Genomic DNA, 12,959 nt, shown 5'->3' on the forward strand with positions numbered 1-12,959 from the left:
CCCCCGAGGTGCCGCGGCGGTCGCCGGGCTGTCGTCGTTGCGGCTGTCGTCCGAGGCGCCGCAGGCGTGGGGCTCAGTCGGAGATGAGGCCCTCGCGCAGCTGCGACAGGGTCCGGGTGAGCAGCCGGGAGACGTGCATCTGCGAGATGCCGACCTCCTCGCCGATCTGCGACTGGGTCATGTTGGCGAAGAAGCGCAGCATGATGATCCGGCGCTCCCGGGGCGGCAGCTTGGCGAGCAGCGGCTTGAGGGACTCGCGGTACTCCACGCCCTCCAGCGCCGTGTCCTCGTAGCCCAGGCGGTCCGCCAGCGAGCCTTCGCCGCCGTCGTCCTCCGGGGTGGGGGAGTCCAGCGAGGAGGCGGTGTAGGCGTTGCCGACCGCGAGGCCGTCGACGACGTCCTCCTCGGACACGCCCAGCACGGCGGCCAGCTCGCCGACCGTCGGGGAGCGGTCCAGCTTCTGGGACAGCTCGTCGCTGGCCTTCGTCAGCGCCAGCCGCAGCTCCTGGAGGCGGCGCGGGACCCGCACCGACCACGAGGTGTCGCGGAAGAACCGCTTGATCTCCCCGACGACCGTCGGCATCGCGAACGTCGGGAACTCCACGCCCCGTTCGCAGTCGAAGCGGTCGATCGCCTTGATCAGGCCGATCGTGCCGACCTGGACGATGTCCTCCATCGGCTCGTTGCGGGAGCGGAAGCGCGCGGCGGCGTAACGCACCAGCGGGAGATTCAGCTCGATCAGGGTGTCCCGGACGTAGCCACGTTCCGGACTGTCCTCGTCGAGGGCGGCGAGCCGCAGGAACAGGGAGCGGGACAGGGTGCGGGTGTCGATGGCCTCCGTGGCCGGAAGGCTCTGGGCCGGCACGGCGTCGAGGGTCGGAACGGCTTCGATGGCCTGGACGTCATCGACGGGGCCGAGCGCCTCGATCGTGCCGGGCGCGGTCTCGCTCTCCGCGAGCGCGAGCACCTTCGAGCTGCCCTGGTCTGCGGACATGCCACCCCCTTTGGGTCGCGGGACGGTCGCGGCGTACGCTCCCACGCCGGGAACGCAGCCTTCACCTGAATACCGGAGCCGGGGCTCCGGCAAACGCGTCTCCGGCAGAATGTCACATGTCGGCAACGCGCTGTAGTGACATGTCGACATCCGAGACACGAATACCCCCTGGAAACAGGGGGTCTGACGGCCTTTCAGCCCGATTGAGCCCGCAACGGCCCTGGTGAGCGATTCGCTCGCCCCGGTGACATCTCGCTCGCGCTTTCGACTGCGCCCCGAGTCCGTTCCGAGGTTACGCGTCGATCCGGTTCGCGGACCTCAATCGCTGGAAACTACGCGCCAGTAGCCGCGACACGTGCATCTGGGAGACGCCGAGTTCCGCGCTGATCTGCGACTGGGTGAGGTTGCTGTAGTAGCGCAGCAGCAGGATCCGCTGCTCCCGCTCCGGGAGCTGGACCAGCAGGTGCCGTACGAGGTCGCGGTGTTCGACGCCGTCGAGGGCCGGGTCCTCGTAGCCGAGGCGGTCGAGCAGCCCGGGCAGCCCGTCGCCCTCCTGGGCGGCCTCCAGCGAGGTGGCGTGGTACGACCGTCCCGCCTCGATGCAGGACAGCACCTCGTCCTCGGTGATGCGCAGCCGCTCGGCGATCTCGGCGGTCGTCGGGGACCGCCCGAAGGAGGTCGTCAGGTCCTCGGTCGCGCTGTTGACCTGCACCCACAGCTCGTGCAGCCGGCGCGGTACGTGCACCGTGCGGACGTTGTCGCGGAAGTACCGCTTGATCTCGCCGACGACCGTCGGCATCGCGAAGGTCGGGAACTGCACGCCCCGCTCCGGGTCGAAGCGGTCGATGGCGTTGATGAGCCCGATGGTGCCGACCTGGACGACGTCCTCCATCGGCTCGTTGCGGGAGCGGAAGCGGGCGGCGGCGTAGCGCACCAGCGGGAGGTTGGCCTCGATGAGCGCCGCGCGCACCCGGTCGTGCTCCGGCGTGCCCGGGGTGAGGCCCTTGAGTTCACCGAAGAGCACCTGGGTCAGGGCCCGGGTGTCGGCGCCCCGGCTGCGCGGGGGCGCGGGGGCCTCCTGGGGCTGGGCGGGCGGTGCGTGCGGTGCTTGAGGCGCAGTACTGGCCGGCACGGTCAACTCCACCTCGTGATCAGTCAGCTCTTCCGTCAACTCATCCGTCAAAAGCGGTCATAGCATCACAAGACATGTCCACTGTGTGCAAGCACCGCATAACACCGTGTTGAGTGAACGCGGAACGGCCCCGCACCGGGCAGGTGCGGGGCCGGGGAACGCGAGGGCCGGGGGACGCGGGCCGTTCCGGAGCCCGTCCGGGGCTAGAACTCGTAGTCGGCGATCACCCAGGTGGCGAACTCGCGCCAGAGCGCGACGCCTGCCTGATGCGCCGGGTGTTCGAGGTAGCGGGTGAGGGCGTCGGCGTCGTCCACGGCCGAGTTGATGGCGAAGTCGTGGGCGATGGGCCGGTCGCTGATGTTCCAGGCGCACTCCCAGAAGCGCAGCTCCTCGATCTGGCCGCCGAGCGCCCGGAAGGCCTCGACGCCCTGCACGACGCGCGGGTCGTCGCGCTCGACGCCGTCGTTCAGCTTGAACAGCACGAGGTGGCGGATCATCACTCTCCTCCGTTGGCGGCCCAGGTCATGAAGTCGCCGACGGCGCTCGCCGCGTCGGATATGCCCTGGAAACCTATCTGGACGTAGTCGGCGGCCTTCGCCGGATCGGTGATGATCACATACAGCGCGAAGACCACGAGCACGTAGACGGCGATCTTCTTCGAGTTCACCGCCACCGCGGCCTCCCCTGTCCCTTTCGACGCACGCCTTTCGGTCGAACATGATCGCACGAAGGGCCCCGTCTTTCGACGGGGCCCTTCAAGAGCGGTAGCGGAGGGATTTGAACCCTCGGTGACTTGCGCCACACTCGCTTTCGAGGCGAGCTCCTTCGGCCGCTCGGACACGCTACCGAGAGAGACCTTACAACAGAGTGCGGCCTGGTTTGAAATCGGTTGTGGACGCCCAGTACGGGGCCGTCAGCGGTCCCGGAAGAAGTCCGTGAGCAGCCGGGCGCAGTCGTCCGCGAGCACGCCTTCGATCACCTCGGGACGGTGGTTGAGCCGCCGGTCGCGCACGACGTCCCACAGGGAGCCGGCCGCGCCCGCCTTGTCGTCGCGGGCGCCGTAGACGACACGGTCCACGCGGGACTGCACCAGCGCGCCCGCGCACATCGTGCACGGCTCCAGGGTGACGACGAGGGTGCAGCCGCTCAGCCTCCACTCGCCGAGCACCGCCGCGGCCCGCCGGATCGCGAGGACCTCGGCGTGGGCCGTCGGGTCGCCGGTGGCCTCGCGTTCGTTGTGACCGGCCGCCAGTACGGTCCGGCCGTCCGGCGCCAGCACGACGGCGCCGACCGGGACGTCCCCGCCCCGCGCGGCCCGCCCGGCCTCGGCCAGGGCGAGCCGCATCGCGGTCCGCCACGGGTCGCGCACCGGGTCGGGCGGTACGGAGCGGTCCGTGTCGTCCTCCTGCTCCTGTCCGGTCAGCGGACGGTCTCCAGCACGTCGGAGGCGCCCAGTGCCTCGGCGATCTCTCCGACCGCGTCCCCGGACATCGAGCGCAGTTCCTTCTCGCTCACGCCGAGGTCGTCGAGGACCTCCGGGTCACCGACCGGGCCGTGCGGCACGGCCTCGTCGGCGCCGGCGGCACCGTCACCGCCCTCGGCCCCGTCCTCGTCGTCGTCGGACTCGCCGTCCTCGGTGCCGTCGAGGTCGAGGGCGTCGAGGTCGTCGTCGTCACCGGGGTCCCGGCCGAGCAGTTCGTCGGTGAGCAGGATCTCGCCGTAGCTGCTGCGGGCGGCCGCGGCGGCGTCCGAGACGTAGATGCGGGGGTCCTCCTCGCCGTCCACCCGGACGACTCCGAACCACGCGTCCTCCTGCTCGATCAGCACGAGCACCGTGTCCTCGTCGGGAGAGGCCTCCCGGGCCAGGTCGGCCAGATCCGACAGGGTCTCCACATTGTCGAGCTCCGTGTCGCTCGCTTCCCACCCGTCTTCGGTGCGCGCGAGCAGTGCGGCGAAGTACACCGTGACTCTCCCACTGGTCATAGGCGTGCCGGTTGGGGGTCCCCCCGGCGGAGGCTGTGGGCGGGGGAGCGGTGCTCCGAGCCCACCCAGTCGGAATCGTGGCAGAAACAAGGCGCTCAGGGGACGTCTTCGGAGCCCTGTGTCCGGCAGTTTTGACCGGCGTGCCGCGAAGTACGTCCCCGGGCAGCCGCCCAGCCGCCGCCACGTGCGGATCGTACGCGGATTCTCCCGGGTCTCCGCGTACGTCCGTTCCGACCAACGTCGGCGCGGCGCGCGATCTTCCCCGGCCGGGCCGGAAAGTCACCAGCGGAAGGTGCGCATGCGCATGGCGTGCCGCAGCCGGGCGACCTTGACGCGGCGCGGCTGCACGCGGTCCCGCAGCTCACGGGCGTCCGCGAGGTCCCGCAGGAACTGGGCCCGGCGCCGTCGCCGCTCGGCCCCCCGGTCCCGCTCCGTACTCCGCTCCGGCTCCGTACCGCGTCGTGTCCCAGGCTCCTCGCCGCGGGACGGCATGTCGTGGAAGTTCCGGTCAGGCACAGTCTCACCACCCAGTCTCCGTCCCTCCCGCCTTCCCCCGCCCGGGCGGTTGACTCCGGCGAATGAGTGGCGCGGCGGTTCGGGGCTTGCCCAGCCGCGGGGACACCGGCCCCGCGGGGCCCCGTTACTGTGGGGGACATGCGTCTCCACGTCGTCGACCACCCCCTGGTCGCCCACAAGCTCACCACGCTGCGCGACCAGCGCACCGACTCCGCGACCTTCCGCCGTCTCGCCGACGAGCTGGTCACCCTGCTCGCCTACGAGGCCACGCGCGACGTGCGCACCGAGCAGGTCGACGTCCACACGCCGGTCTCGCAGACCACCGGCGTCAAGCTCTCCCACCCGCGCCCGCTGGTGGTGCCGATCCTGCGGGCCGGCCTCGGCATGCTCGACGGCATGGTCCGGCTGCTGCCGACCGCGGAGGTGGGCTTCCTCGGCATGATCCGCAACGAGGAGACGCTCCAGGCCTCCACCTACGCGACCCGCATGCCGGAGGACCTGTCCGGACGCCAGGTGTACGTCCTGGACCCGATGCTGGCCACGGGCGGCACCCTGGTCGCGTCGATCCGGGAGCTGATCAAGCGCGGCGCCGACGACGTGACGGCCGTGGTGCTGCTCGCCGCCCCCGAGGGCGTCGAACTGATGGAGCGCGAGCTGGCCGGCACCCCGGTGACCGTGGTGACGGCCTCGGTCGACGAGCGCCTGAACGAGCAGGGCTACATCGTCCCGGGCCTCGGCGACGCGGGCGACCGCATGTACGGGGCGGCCGAGTAGCACCCGCAAGGCCGCGCGGCAGCCACCCCCAGGGCTGCTCAGCAGCTCTTCTTCTCCGCGGCGGGCGTCGGCTGCGGCGCGCTCAGCCGGGCCAGCGCCGCGCCGGCGTCCGCCGGCTTCGCCAGCCCCTTGAAGCCGTTGCCGATGATCAGGTCGACCTCGGCACCCTTGCGGGCCGCGTCGACGCGGGGTTCGGCACCGGCCAGCTGGGTGCCGAGCACGGTGAGCGAACTCTTCAGGGAGGCGGCCGGGCCGAGCAGGAGGCCCGTGCCGGCGACCTTCTTGTCGTACTCCTTGGGCGCGTTGCTCACGTCGCCGATGCGGAAGCCGCGCTTCTTCAGCTCGTCGGCGGTCTTCTGCGCGAGCCCGCCGCGGGTCGTCGCGTTGAGGACGTTGACGGTGACCTGACCCGGCTTCGGCAGCTTCACCGCGGCGGGCGAGGCGCTCGTCTTCGCGGACGCGGTGACGCAGCCGGCGGCACCGGCCGCCGAGGCCTTGTCGCCGCCGGTGAAGACGTCCACGAGCTGCAGCGTGCCCCAGCCGAGCACACCGAGGACGGTGACGCAGGCGACGCCGAGGAAGGCAAGCCTGCCGCGTCGCCGGGCCGGGCGCATCCGGGGGTACTTGTCCCCCGTGATCTTGTACTGGCCACCCATGCCGGGAGGAGTCAGCATGCTCATGGGCGCAGCGTAATGCGCCGGGGCGGCGATGCCTATTAGATGATCAGTCGACGTTCCGTGGTTCGCCGCAAGGCAACCCGAAAGGGTCAGTCGAGTTCGAGAACCCGCGCGTGCAGCACCTGGCGCTGCTGAAGCGCCGCGCGCACCGCGCGGTGCAGCCCGTCCTCCAGATACAGATCGCCCTGCCACTTCACGACGTGCGCGAAGAGGTCGCCGTAGAAGGTGGAGTCCTCGGCGAGGAGGGTCTCCAGGTCGAGCTGGCCCTTGGTCGTCACGAGCTGATCGAGGCGGACCGGACGCGGAGCGACGTCCGCCCACTGCCGGGTGCTTTCCCGGCCGTGGTCGGGGTACGGCCGGCCGTTTCCGATGCGCTTGAAGATCACACGGAAAGCCTACCGGCCCGGACGTTGCGGGCGCAGCCATGGCGCCCGAGTGCGGCGCTGGAAATGGCGCCGTAAAGGGGATCAATCGGAAGGCGGACGCGCCGCCGGCGGCGGAGGCGGTCCCGAACCGCCCCCACCGCCCGGTCCCTTGCCTCAGCCGCGGCTCCCTTCCCGCGTGGGGAGCGGCCGTTCGGTCGGAGCCTGCGGCGCGCTGCCGGGCTTGGGGGTACTGCGGGCGGCCTCGGCACGCAGGAGGGCGCGCAGGACGGCGTAGGGGTCGTTGGGCATGACTGCTCCTGTCTCCGTGTACGGGATTCCGTGCTCCTGGAGCCCGGCCCCGTCAGCAGCGCAGAACCACGGAGCGCGGGCCGCACGCGCGGGAGCGCGGCACGGCCGGAACAGAAGGTGCGGAGCGGGCACGACCTGCGGCCCGCCGGACCACGGACCGCTCCGGCCCGGCCCGCCGCCCACTGCGCACGGGAGCGCGCAGGGCACTGTCGACCTGGTCGTACTCCCCCACCGCGCCGGCCACCGTCGCGGTCGGCACCGCCTCGGCCGTGGCGTGCGCGCAGGGCACGACCAGGGCGAGCAGCAGCACGAGCACCCGCAGCCGGGCGGTGCGCCCGGCGCGTGCGGTGGTGGCGTGCGGTGCGGGGCTCACGTCAGTCGTGTCCCCGCCGGGCGTACGCCGTCCATCGCGCGGGTATGAGAACCGCTCGCTCGGCGTAGGCACGGGCGCCGTTCACAGCTCGTGACGCGCGGGCCCGCGCAGCCGCAGAGAGGTGACGATCTCGACGAGGCCGACGACGACCAGCCACCAGCCGCCGACCAGCATGAGGACGGAGGCCGACTCGACCGGCGAGTCGATCAGGACGACGCCGGCCACCACGGTGACGACACCGAGGAAGACGTGCCAGCCGCGCGCGGGCATCGCGGGGTCGTGCACGGCGGCCACGATCTGGGTGACGCCGCGGAACAGCCAGCCGATGCCGATCCACAGCGCGAGCAGCAGCACGGACTGGAGGGGCCCGCGGAAGCAGAACAGCCCCAGCAGGATCGACACGGCGCCGCTGACGAAGGCCAGCACCCGCAGCGAGGTCGTCCGGTGCGTGCCGAAGGCGGCGGCCAGCTGGAGGATGCCGCTGACGACGAGATAGAGCCCGAAGAACACGCCGGCGGCGAGCAGCGAGGCGCCGGGCCACACGAGGACGAGCACGCCGAGGACCAGTGAGGCGATGCCGGTGAACAGCACGGTCTGCCATGCGGCGCGGGACAGCAGCCGCAGGGGCCCCTCGAACGCGGGTTCGGGCTCGGACCGACCGCCGCCGGTGCCGCGCACACCGTGCCGCGCGTGCACCCCGCGATCGTCGTACGGCGTCCCTCCGGGAGGCCCACTCGGTGGCTCGGTCATGCTCCATGCTGGGAACGCCCCCGACACCCCCGCCACTTGAGACGGTCCACGGGACTGACGCGACCACTTGCCCGACGTCCACGTGGCACCCGGCGCGGGTGCGGGCCGGGGGTGGGTGACGCGACCCGCCGCTGGCCGGTTGCCGCCGCGCCCACCCGTGCCGCCCCAGGCGGCACGACTGCCCGCAGCTAGGGGGAGACGGCGGGAGAGCCGTGTACGGCGAGAAGGGGTCGTGTCGGGGGGTGTCCGCCCGCAGCGGTTGGCGCGTCAACGCCCCGCGCCTCTGCAAGTAACCGATTCCGCGCCGTTCCGAGGACGGACACCCCCCGGCGCGACCCCGACCCACAACCGGACCCAATGCGCTACGCGCACCCCCACCGAAGCAGCCACAGGCCGCCGCAGGCATCCCCGCTACTTGCCGGAGGCCTTCGCTTTCGCCGCAGCCTTCATCTCCTGCTTGTGCGCCCGCACCTTCGTCAGCGACTCCGGCCCCGTGATGTCCGCGACGGAGCGAAACGCGTCCGCCTCCCCGTACGCACCCGCCGCATCCCGCCACCCCTCGGGCCGCACGCCCAGCTGCTTGCCCAGCAGCGCCAGGAAGATCTGGGCCTTCTGCTTGCCGAACCCCGGCAGCCCCTGGAGCCGCTTCAGCAGCTCCCCGCCCGTCTCGACCCCCCGCCAGACCCCTTCGGCGTCACCGTCGTACGTCTCGACGAGGTACCGGCACAGCTGCTGGACGCGCCCCGCCATCGACCCCGGGTACCGGTGCACGGCCGGCTTCTCGGAGAGCAGCGCGGCGAACCCCTCGGGGTCGTACGCCGCGATGTCGTGCGCGTCCAGATCCTCCGCCCCCATACGCCGCGCGATGGTCGACGGCCCCTTGAACGCCCACTCCATCGGCACTTGCTGGTCGAGCAGCATGCCGACGAGCGCGGCGAGGGGACTGCGGCCGAGGAGTTCGTCGGCCTCGGGGTCCTGGGCGAGGTGCAGTGTGACGTCCATGCCCCGATGATCGCGCGTACCGGCTCAGGACGCGCGCCAGTACCCCAGCGCGTTCACCCGCTGCTTGGGAAGCCCCAGCTCCTTGCGGGCATACGAGGCCAGCGCCCGCGTGGTCGCCGTGTCGCAGGCGATCCACACGTACGGCTCGCCGCCGGCGTCCCGCACCAGCTCCGGCAACTCCTCCTTCACCCGAGCCACCAGATGCGCCCCCGCGTCCCGGCGCGGCACTGCCCGGACCTCGTGCCGCCCGGGATCCGTACGGAAGGGCAGCCCGTCGTCGTCACCCCCCTCGAACCAGATCGTCGCCGGCACCGGCCCCAGCGCGTCGAGCAGGGAGTTCAGCGCGGGCAGCGACGCCGGATCCGCGACCGCGAACACGCGCGACGGAGCGGGCTCCGGAAAGTCGAACCCGGTTCCCTGGACCGTCGCCTCGATGGTGTCCCCCGGCTTCGCAGCCCGCGCCCAGTCGCTCGCGCACCCCTCGTGCAGGGCGAACTCCATGCTGAAGGTGCCGGCCGCCGGGTCCGGGTCGACCAGCGTGTAACCCCGCTGGTGCGGCTTGCCCGCGTTCTCGAACCACAGCCGCACCCACATCGTCGGATGCGCCCCGGTCGCCGCCAGCATGCCGCCGTCGGTCAGCCGCAGCCGCCGGAACTCCGGGGTCACGTCCTCCGCGTCCGTCACCGTGAACTCGAAGTCCTTCGCGCGCATCAGCTTGAGGACCGCGCCCTCCCAACCCCGCCCCTGCCCCATCGTTTCTTCACCCTTCACGTACTATTCGGCCACCACGGCAATACTTAGGTGAGCCTAACCTAAAGGAAAGTAGGGGCACAGGGGTGAGCGCCGAGACATACCGTGACGCCTGGGGGATCCCCCACCTGCGCGCGGACAGCGCGGACGAACTCGCCCGTGCCCAGGGCCGGGTGACCGCCCGGGACCGGGCCTGGCAACTGGAGGTCGAACGGCACCGCGCCCAGGGCACCTCCGCGTCCTTCCTCGGCCCCGAGGCCCTCTCCTGGGACCGCCTCGCCCGGCGGGCACGCCTCGCCGACACCGCCCGCCGCTGCTACGCGGCCCTGGAGAAGAAGGACCCGGAGACGGCCGCGTGGGTGCGGTCGTACGTGGACGGCGTGAACGAGGGCCTCACCGAACAGAGAACACGGAGAACCCCCCACAGCGCCCCCGAATTCACCCGCACCGGCCTCATCCCCGGCCGCTGGGAACCCTGGACTCCGCTCGCGGTCTGGCTCGCCACGCACATCCTCTTCGCCGGCTTCCCCGCCAAGCTCTGGCGCGAGCACATCACCACCCACCTGGGCCCGGAGGCCGTCGCCCTCTTCGCCACCGACGGCCCCGGCACCGCAGGCAGCAACGGCTGGCTGGTCAGCGGCGACCGGACCACGACCGGGCACGCGGTCATCGCGGGCGACCCGCACCGCTGGATCGAGGACCCCGGCGTCTACCAGCAGATCCACCTGTCCTGCCCGGAGTTCGACGTCGTCGGCCTGGCCGTGCCCGGCATCCCCGGCATCGCCCATTTCGGCCACACCGGCACGGTCGCCTGGGCCATCACCAACGCGATGTCCGACTACCAGGACCTGTACCAGGAGCGACTGCGCCGCACCGGCGCCGGCGTCGAGGCACTGGGCCCCGACGGCACCTGGCACCGGGCCGCCCGGCACACCGAACTGATCCGGGTCGCGGGGGAGAAGGGGGAGGACGGAAAGGAGGGGGAGGAGACCGTCGAGGTCGAGGTCATCGAGACCGACCGCGGCCCGGTGATCGCCGGCGGCCCCGAGGGCCTCGACGACGGCACCCCGGCCGCCCTCAGCCTCCGCTACCCGCCCCGCGTCACCGCCGACCTCGGCTTCGGCGCCCTGCTGCCCCTGCTCCGCGCCCGCCGCGTCGCCGACGTGGACCGGGCCCTGGACGCGTGGGCCGAGCCGGTCAACGTGGTGCAGGCCGCCGACACCGAGGGCAGGCTGCTTCACCGGGTGGCCGGACGCGTGCCGGTACGACCGGACGCCAACCGCCTCCGCCCGGTACCCGCCTGGGAGCCCGGCCACGAATGGCACGGCTGGCACACCCCGCCCCGGGCCGGCCTCACCGACGGCGTCGCCGTGATGGCCAACCAGCGCGGCCCGGCCACCCCGCTCGGCATCGAGTTCGCCCCGCCGCACCGCGCCGACCGCATCACCGCCCTGCTCGCCGGAAGGGAGCGCTGGTCGGCGGCGGACATGCCGGCCATCCACACGGACACCCACCTCGGTTCGGCCGCCGCCCTCCTCGACCGTCTCACCACCCTGGACGGCCTGACCCCCGAGGCCGCCGCCCTCCGCGACCGTCTCCTGGCCTGGGACCGGCACATGGACGCCGACAGCGCCGACGCGGCCCACTACGCCGCCCTGCGCACGGCCGTCGTACGGCGACTGGCGGCCCACCCCGTCCTCGCCCCCGCGTCCGTGCCGCCCGCGTACCCCGAGGTGCTCCAGCCGTGGCTCGCGCTCGTGCCGCGCGTCGGACACGCCCTCGAACACCTGCTGCGCGCGGAGGACCTGTACGGCATCGACCGCGCCGCCGCCGTCCGCGCGGCGCTGGAGGAGGTCGCCGCGCGGCCACCGGCCGGCACCTGGGGCGACACCCACCGCCTCGCCGCCTGGCGGGCGCTGCCCGACACCACCCCCACCCCCACGCCGGGCCCGCGGCTCTCCGGCGACCACGACTGCGTCCTGTGCACGTCCCCCGTGCCCGGCATCACCGACCGCGCCGCCCGCGGCCCCGCCGCCCGCTACGTCTGGGACCTGGCCGACCGGAGCAACAGCCGCTGGGCGGTGCCCCACGCCGCCTCGGGCACCCCCGGCTCGCCGCACCACCACGACCAGCAACCCCTGTGGCTCGGCGGGAAACTCGCCCCCGTGGTCACGGACTTCGACCAGCTCACGAAGGACTCCGATGCCTGACCCGCGCACCCTCCCTCCCACGGCCCACCCCACCCCGTACGCCACCCGCACTCCTCTCCACGAGCAGGCTCTCGACGGCTTCGGCACCGTCCGCGTCCTCCCCCTCGACGCCACCGAGGACGCCGCGGTGATCCACCGGTGGGTGAGCGAGGAACGCGCCGCGTTCTGGGGGATGACGGACCTGACGCGCGACCAGGTCGAGGCCGTCTACGCGCACATGGACACCCTCGACACCCACCACGCCCACCTGGTGGTCAAGGACGGCGACCCGGTCGCCCTGCTCCAGACCTACGAGCCCGGGGCCGACCGGGTGAGCGAGTGCTACGACGTCGAGCCCGGCGACATCGGCGTCCACCTGCTGCTGGCCCCCGCCGGAACGAAGGGCGCCCGGCCCGGCTGGACCGCCGCGCTGGCCGGGGCCCTCATGGCGTACGTGCTGCTGGGCCTGGACCGGACCCGCATCGTGGTCGACCCGGACATCGGCAACGAGAAGGCGATCGCCCGCTTCCTCAGGCAGGGCTTCACCGCCGGACCCGCGGTCGTGCTGCCCGAGGTCGACCTGCCGGACGTGTACCTGCCCAAGAAGAAGGCGCAACTCGCTTTCCTCCGCCGGGAGGTAGCGTTCCCGGCGTGACTTCCCCGCCCACCGCAGAGGACCTGATCGCGCACTACGGACTGGAGCCGATCCCCCGCGAGGGCGGCCTGTTCCGGCGTACCTGGGCAGGCCCCGAGCGCCCGGACGGACGCCCCGCGGGCTCGGCCATCGTCGCCCTGCTCACCGCCCGCCCCGGCGACTTCTCCGCACTGCACCGCCTGCCCGCCGACGAGGTCTGGCACCACTACCTGGGCGACCCACTGGAACTGCTGCTCCTCTCCCCCGACGGCGGCACCCGTACGGCCGTACTGGGACCGGACGTCCTGGGCGGCCAGCACGTGCAGTTCACGGTCCCCGCCGGCACCTGGATGGGCGCCGGCGTGGCGGCCGACGGCACGTGGACGCTCTTCGGGTGCACCATGGCGCCCGGATTCACCTACGGGGACTACGAGCACGGCGACGCGGCCGAGCTCACGGCGCGCTATCCGGACCGGGCCGCGCGGATCGTGGAACTGTGCCGCCCATGAAC

General features: G+C 72.5%; 18 protein-coding genes and 1 tRNA gene. 4 read left to right on the plus strand and 15 right to left on the minus strand.

Translation table 11 applies throughout. The features are described 5' to 3' along the window. Positions 1-73: 73 nt before the first annotated feature. The 8 genes from ACFWR9_RS30485 to ACFWR9_RS30520 all read right to left on the minus strand — a co-directional run bounded on the left by ACFWR9_RS30485 (position 74) and on the right by ACFWR9_RS30520 (position 4,625). Positions 74-994 carry an RNA polymerase sigma factor SigF gene (locus tag ACFWR9_RS30485; RefSeq protein WP_383847466.1) on the minus strand — a complete coding sequence of 307 codons (921 nt, stop codon included), beginning with the start codon at positions 992-994 and terminating at the stop codon, positions 74-76. Positions 995-1,286: 292 nt separating this feature from the next. Further along, positions 1,287-2,126, minus strand: a complete 840-nt coding sequence (locus ACFWR9_RS30490; RefSeq protein ID WP_383847468.1) for an RNA polymerase sigma factor SigF — start codon at positions 2,124-2,126, stop codon at positions 1,287-1,289. Positions 2,127-2,329: 203 nt separating this feature from the next. Next, complete coding sequence (locus ACFWR9_RS30495) at positions 2,330-2,623, minus strand: Dabb family protein (protein ID WP_383847470.1); 294 nt, start codon at positions 2,621-2,623, stop codon at positions 2,330-2,332. Next, on the minus strand, positions 2,623-2,799 hold the full coding sequence (locus ACFWR9_RS30500; RefSeq protein ID WP_383847472.1) for a hypothetical protein: 177 nt from the start codon (positions 2,797-2,799) through the stop codon (positions 2,623-2,625). The genes ACFWR9_RS30495 and ACFWR9_RS30500 overlap by 1 nt, the downstream gene beginning before the upstream one ends. Before the next feature lie 89 nt (positions 2,800-2,888). Beyond that, positions 2,889-2,973: transfer RNA gene (locus ACFWR9_RS30505), tRNA-Ser, on the minus strand. Between the two features lie 66 nt (positions 2,974-3,039). Next, positions 3,040-3,471, minus strand: a complete 432-nt coding sequence (gene tadA, locus ACFWR9_RS30510) for a tRNA adenosine(34) deaminase TadA (RefSeq protein WP_383847566.1) — start codon at positions 3,469-3,471, stop codon at positions 3,040-3,042. A gap of 74 nt (positions 3,472-3,545) precedes the next feature. Further along, a complete protein-coding gene (locus tag ACFWR9_RS30515) occupies positions 3,546-4,088 on the minus strand; it encodes a hypothetical protein (protein ID WP_383847568.1) in 543 nt (180 codons plus the stop codon). Positions 4,089-4,388: 300 nt separating this feature from the next. Further along, positions 4,389-4,625: a hypothetical protein gene (locus ACFWR9_RS30520; RefSeq protein WP_383847474.1), complete on the minus strand. Its 237-nt coding sequence runs from the start codon at positions 4,623-4,625 to the stop codon at positions 4,389-4,391. Between the two features lie 138 nt (positions 4,626-4,763). Here ACFWR9_RS30520 and upp point away from each other — a divergent pair, with 138 nt between their 5' ends. After that, positions 4,764-5,399 (plus strand): uracil phosphoribosyltransferase, encoded by a 636-nt coding sequence (gene upp / locus ACFWR9_RS30525; RefSeq protein WP_383847476.1) that lies wholly within the window; start codon positions 4,764-4,766, stop codon positions 5,397-5,399. A gap of 38 nt (positions 5,400-5,437) precedes the next feature. Here the strand turns inward: upp and ACFWR9_RS30530 are convergent, their stop codons facing one another. The 7 genes from ACFWR9_RS30530 to ACFWR9_RS30560 form a co-directional block, all read right to left on the minus strand. Next, positions 5,438-6,055 carry a LytR C-terminal domain-containing protein gene (locus tag ACFWR9_RS30530; RefSeq protein WP_383847570.1) on the minus strand — a complete coding sequence of 206 codons (618 nt, stop codon included), beginning with the start codon at positions 6,053-6,055 and terminating at the stop codon, positions 5,438-5,440. Between the two features lie 110 nt (positions 6,056-6,165). Then, positions 6,166-6,462 carry a type II toxin-antitoxin system VapB family antitoxin gene (locus ACFWR9_RS30535; protein WP_003999914.1) on the minus strand — a complete coding sequence of 99 codons (297 nt, stop codon included), beginning with the start codon at positions 6,460-6,462 and terminating at the stop codon, positions 6,166-6,168. Between the two features lie 153 nt (positions 6,463-6,615). Further along, positions 6,616-6,750 carry a hypothetical protein gene (locus tag ACFWR9_RS30540; RefSeq protein ID WP_383847478.1) on the minus strand — a complete coding sequence of 45 codons (135 nt, stop codon included), beginning with the start codon at positions 6,748-6,750 and terminating at the stop codon, positions 6,616-6,618. A gap of 52 nt (positions 6,751-6,802) precedes the next feature. Further along, positions 6,803-7,123, minus strand: a complete 321-nt coding sequence (locus tag ACFWR9_RS30545) for a hypothetical protein (protein WP_383847480.1) — start codon at positions 7,121-7,123, stop codon at positions 6,803-6,805. An 81-nt stretch (positions 7,124-7,204) separates the two neighbouring features. Beyond that, positions 7,205-7,873 carry an HdeD family acid-resistance protein gene (locus tag ACFWR9_RS30550; RefSeq protein ID WP_383847481.1) on the minus strand — a complete coding sequence of 223 codons (669 nt, stop codon included), beginning with the start codon at positions 7,871-7,873 and terminating at the stop codon, positions 7,205-7,207. A 411-nt stretch (positions 7,874-8,284) separates the two neighbouring features. Further along, the gene (locus ACFWR9_RS30555) at positions 8,285-8,875 is read right to left on the minus strand and encodes an HhH-GPD-type base excision DNA repair protein (RefSeq protein WP_383847483.1); all 591 of its coding nucleotides are present in this window, start codon (positions 8,873-8,875) and stop codon (positions 8,285-8,287) included. Positions 8,876-8,899: 24 nt separating this feature from the next. After that, positions 8,900-9,628, minus strand: coding sequence for a siderophore-interacting protein (locus tag ACFWR9_RS30560; protein ID WP_383847485.1), 729 nt, complete (start codon positions 9,626-9,628; stop codon positions 8,900-8,902). Between the two features lie 83 nt (positions 9,629-9,711). Here ACFWR9_RS30560 and ACFWR9_RS30565 point away from each other — a divergent pair, with 83 nt between their 5' ends. From ACFWR9_RS30565 to ACFWR9_RS30575, 3 genes are read left to right on the plus strand one after another with little or no spacing between them, the layout of a single operon-like run. After that, positions 9,712-11,835, plus strand: coding sequence for a penicillin acylase family protein (locus ACFWR9_RS30565; RefSeq protein WP_383847487.1), 2,124 nt, complete (start codon positions 9,712-9,714; stop codon positions 11,833-11,835). Further along, positions 11,828-12,469, plus strand: a complete 642-nt coding sequence (locus ACFWR9_RS30570; RefSeq protein WP_383847489.1) for a GNAT family N-acetyltransferase — start codon at positions 11,828-11,830, stop codon at positions 12,467-12,469. Before ACFWR9_RS30565 ends, ACFWR9_RS30570 begins: the two co-directional genes overlap by 8 nt. Next, on the plus strand, positions 12,466-12,957 hold the full coding sequence (locus tag ACFWR9_RS30575) for a cupin domain-containing protein (RefSeq protein WP_383847492.1): 492 nt from the start codon (positions 12,466-12,468) through the stop codon (positions 12,955-12,957). Before ACFWR9_RS30570 ends, ACFWR9_RS30575 begins: the two co-directional genes overlap by 4 nt. The last annotated feature ends 2 nt before the right edge of the window (positions 12,958-12,959 follow it).

The organism is Streptomyces sp. NPDC058534, from assembly GCF_042717365.1.
Classification (GTDB): Bacteria; Actinomycetota; Actinomycetes; order Streptomycetales; family Streptomycetaceae; genus Streptomyces.

What these genes read in the sequence shown, in the direction of transcription:
- ACFWR9_RS30485 (WP_383847466.1), bottom strand. Translation starts at nt 994, where the DNA reads ATGTCCGCAGACCAGGGCAGCTCGAAGGTGCTCGCGCTCGCGGAGAGC.
- ACFWR9_RS30495 (WP_383847470.1), bottom strand. Translation starts at nt 2,623, where the DNA reads ATGATCCGCCACCTCGTGCTGTTCAAGCTGAACGACGGCGTCGAGCGC.
- tadA (WP_383847566.1), bottom strand. Translation starts at nt 3,471, where the DNA reads ATGCGGCTCGCCCTGGCCGAGGCCGGGCGGGCCGCGCGGGGCGGGGAC.
- upp (WP_383847476.1), top strand. Translation starts at nt 4,764, where the DNA reads ATGCGTCTCCACGTCGTCGACCACCCCCTGGTCGCCCACAAGCTCACC.
- ACFWR9_RS30530 (WP_383847570.1), bottom strand. Translation starts at nt 6,055, where the DNA reads ATGGGTGGCCAGTACAAGATCACGGGGGACAAGTACCCCCGGATGCGC.
- ACFWR9_RS30540 (WP_383847478.1), bottom strand. Translation starts at nt 6,750, where the DNA reads ATGCCCAACGACCCCTACGCCGTCCTGCGCGCCCTCCTGCGTGCCGAG.
- ACFWR9_RS30550 (WP_383847481.1), bottom strand. Translation starts at nt 7,873, where the DNA reads ATGACCGAGCCACCGAGTGGGCCTCCCGGAGGGACGCCGTACGACGAT.
- ACFWR9_RS30555 (WP_383847483.1), bottom strand. Translation starts at nt 8,875, where the DNA reads ATGGACGTCACACTGCACCTCGCCCAGGACCCCGAGGCCGACGAACTC.
- ACFWR9_RS30560 (WP_383847485.1), bottom strand. Translation starts at nt 9,628, where the DNA reads ATGGGGCAGGGGCGGGGTTGGGAGGGCGCGGTCCTCAAGCTGATGCGC.
- ACFWR9_RS30570 (WP_383847489.1), top strand. Translation starts at nt 11,828, where the DNA reads ATGCCTGACCCGCGCACCCTCCCTCCCACGGCCCACCCCACCCCGTAC.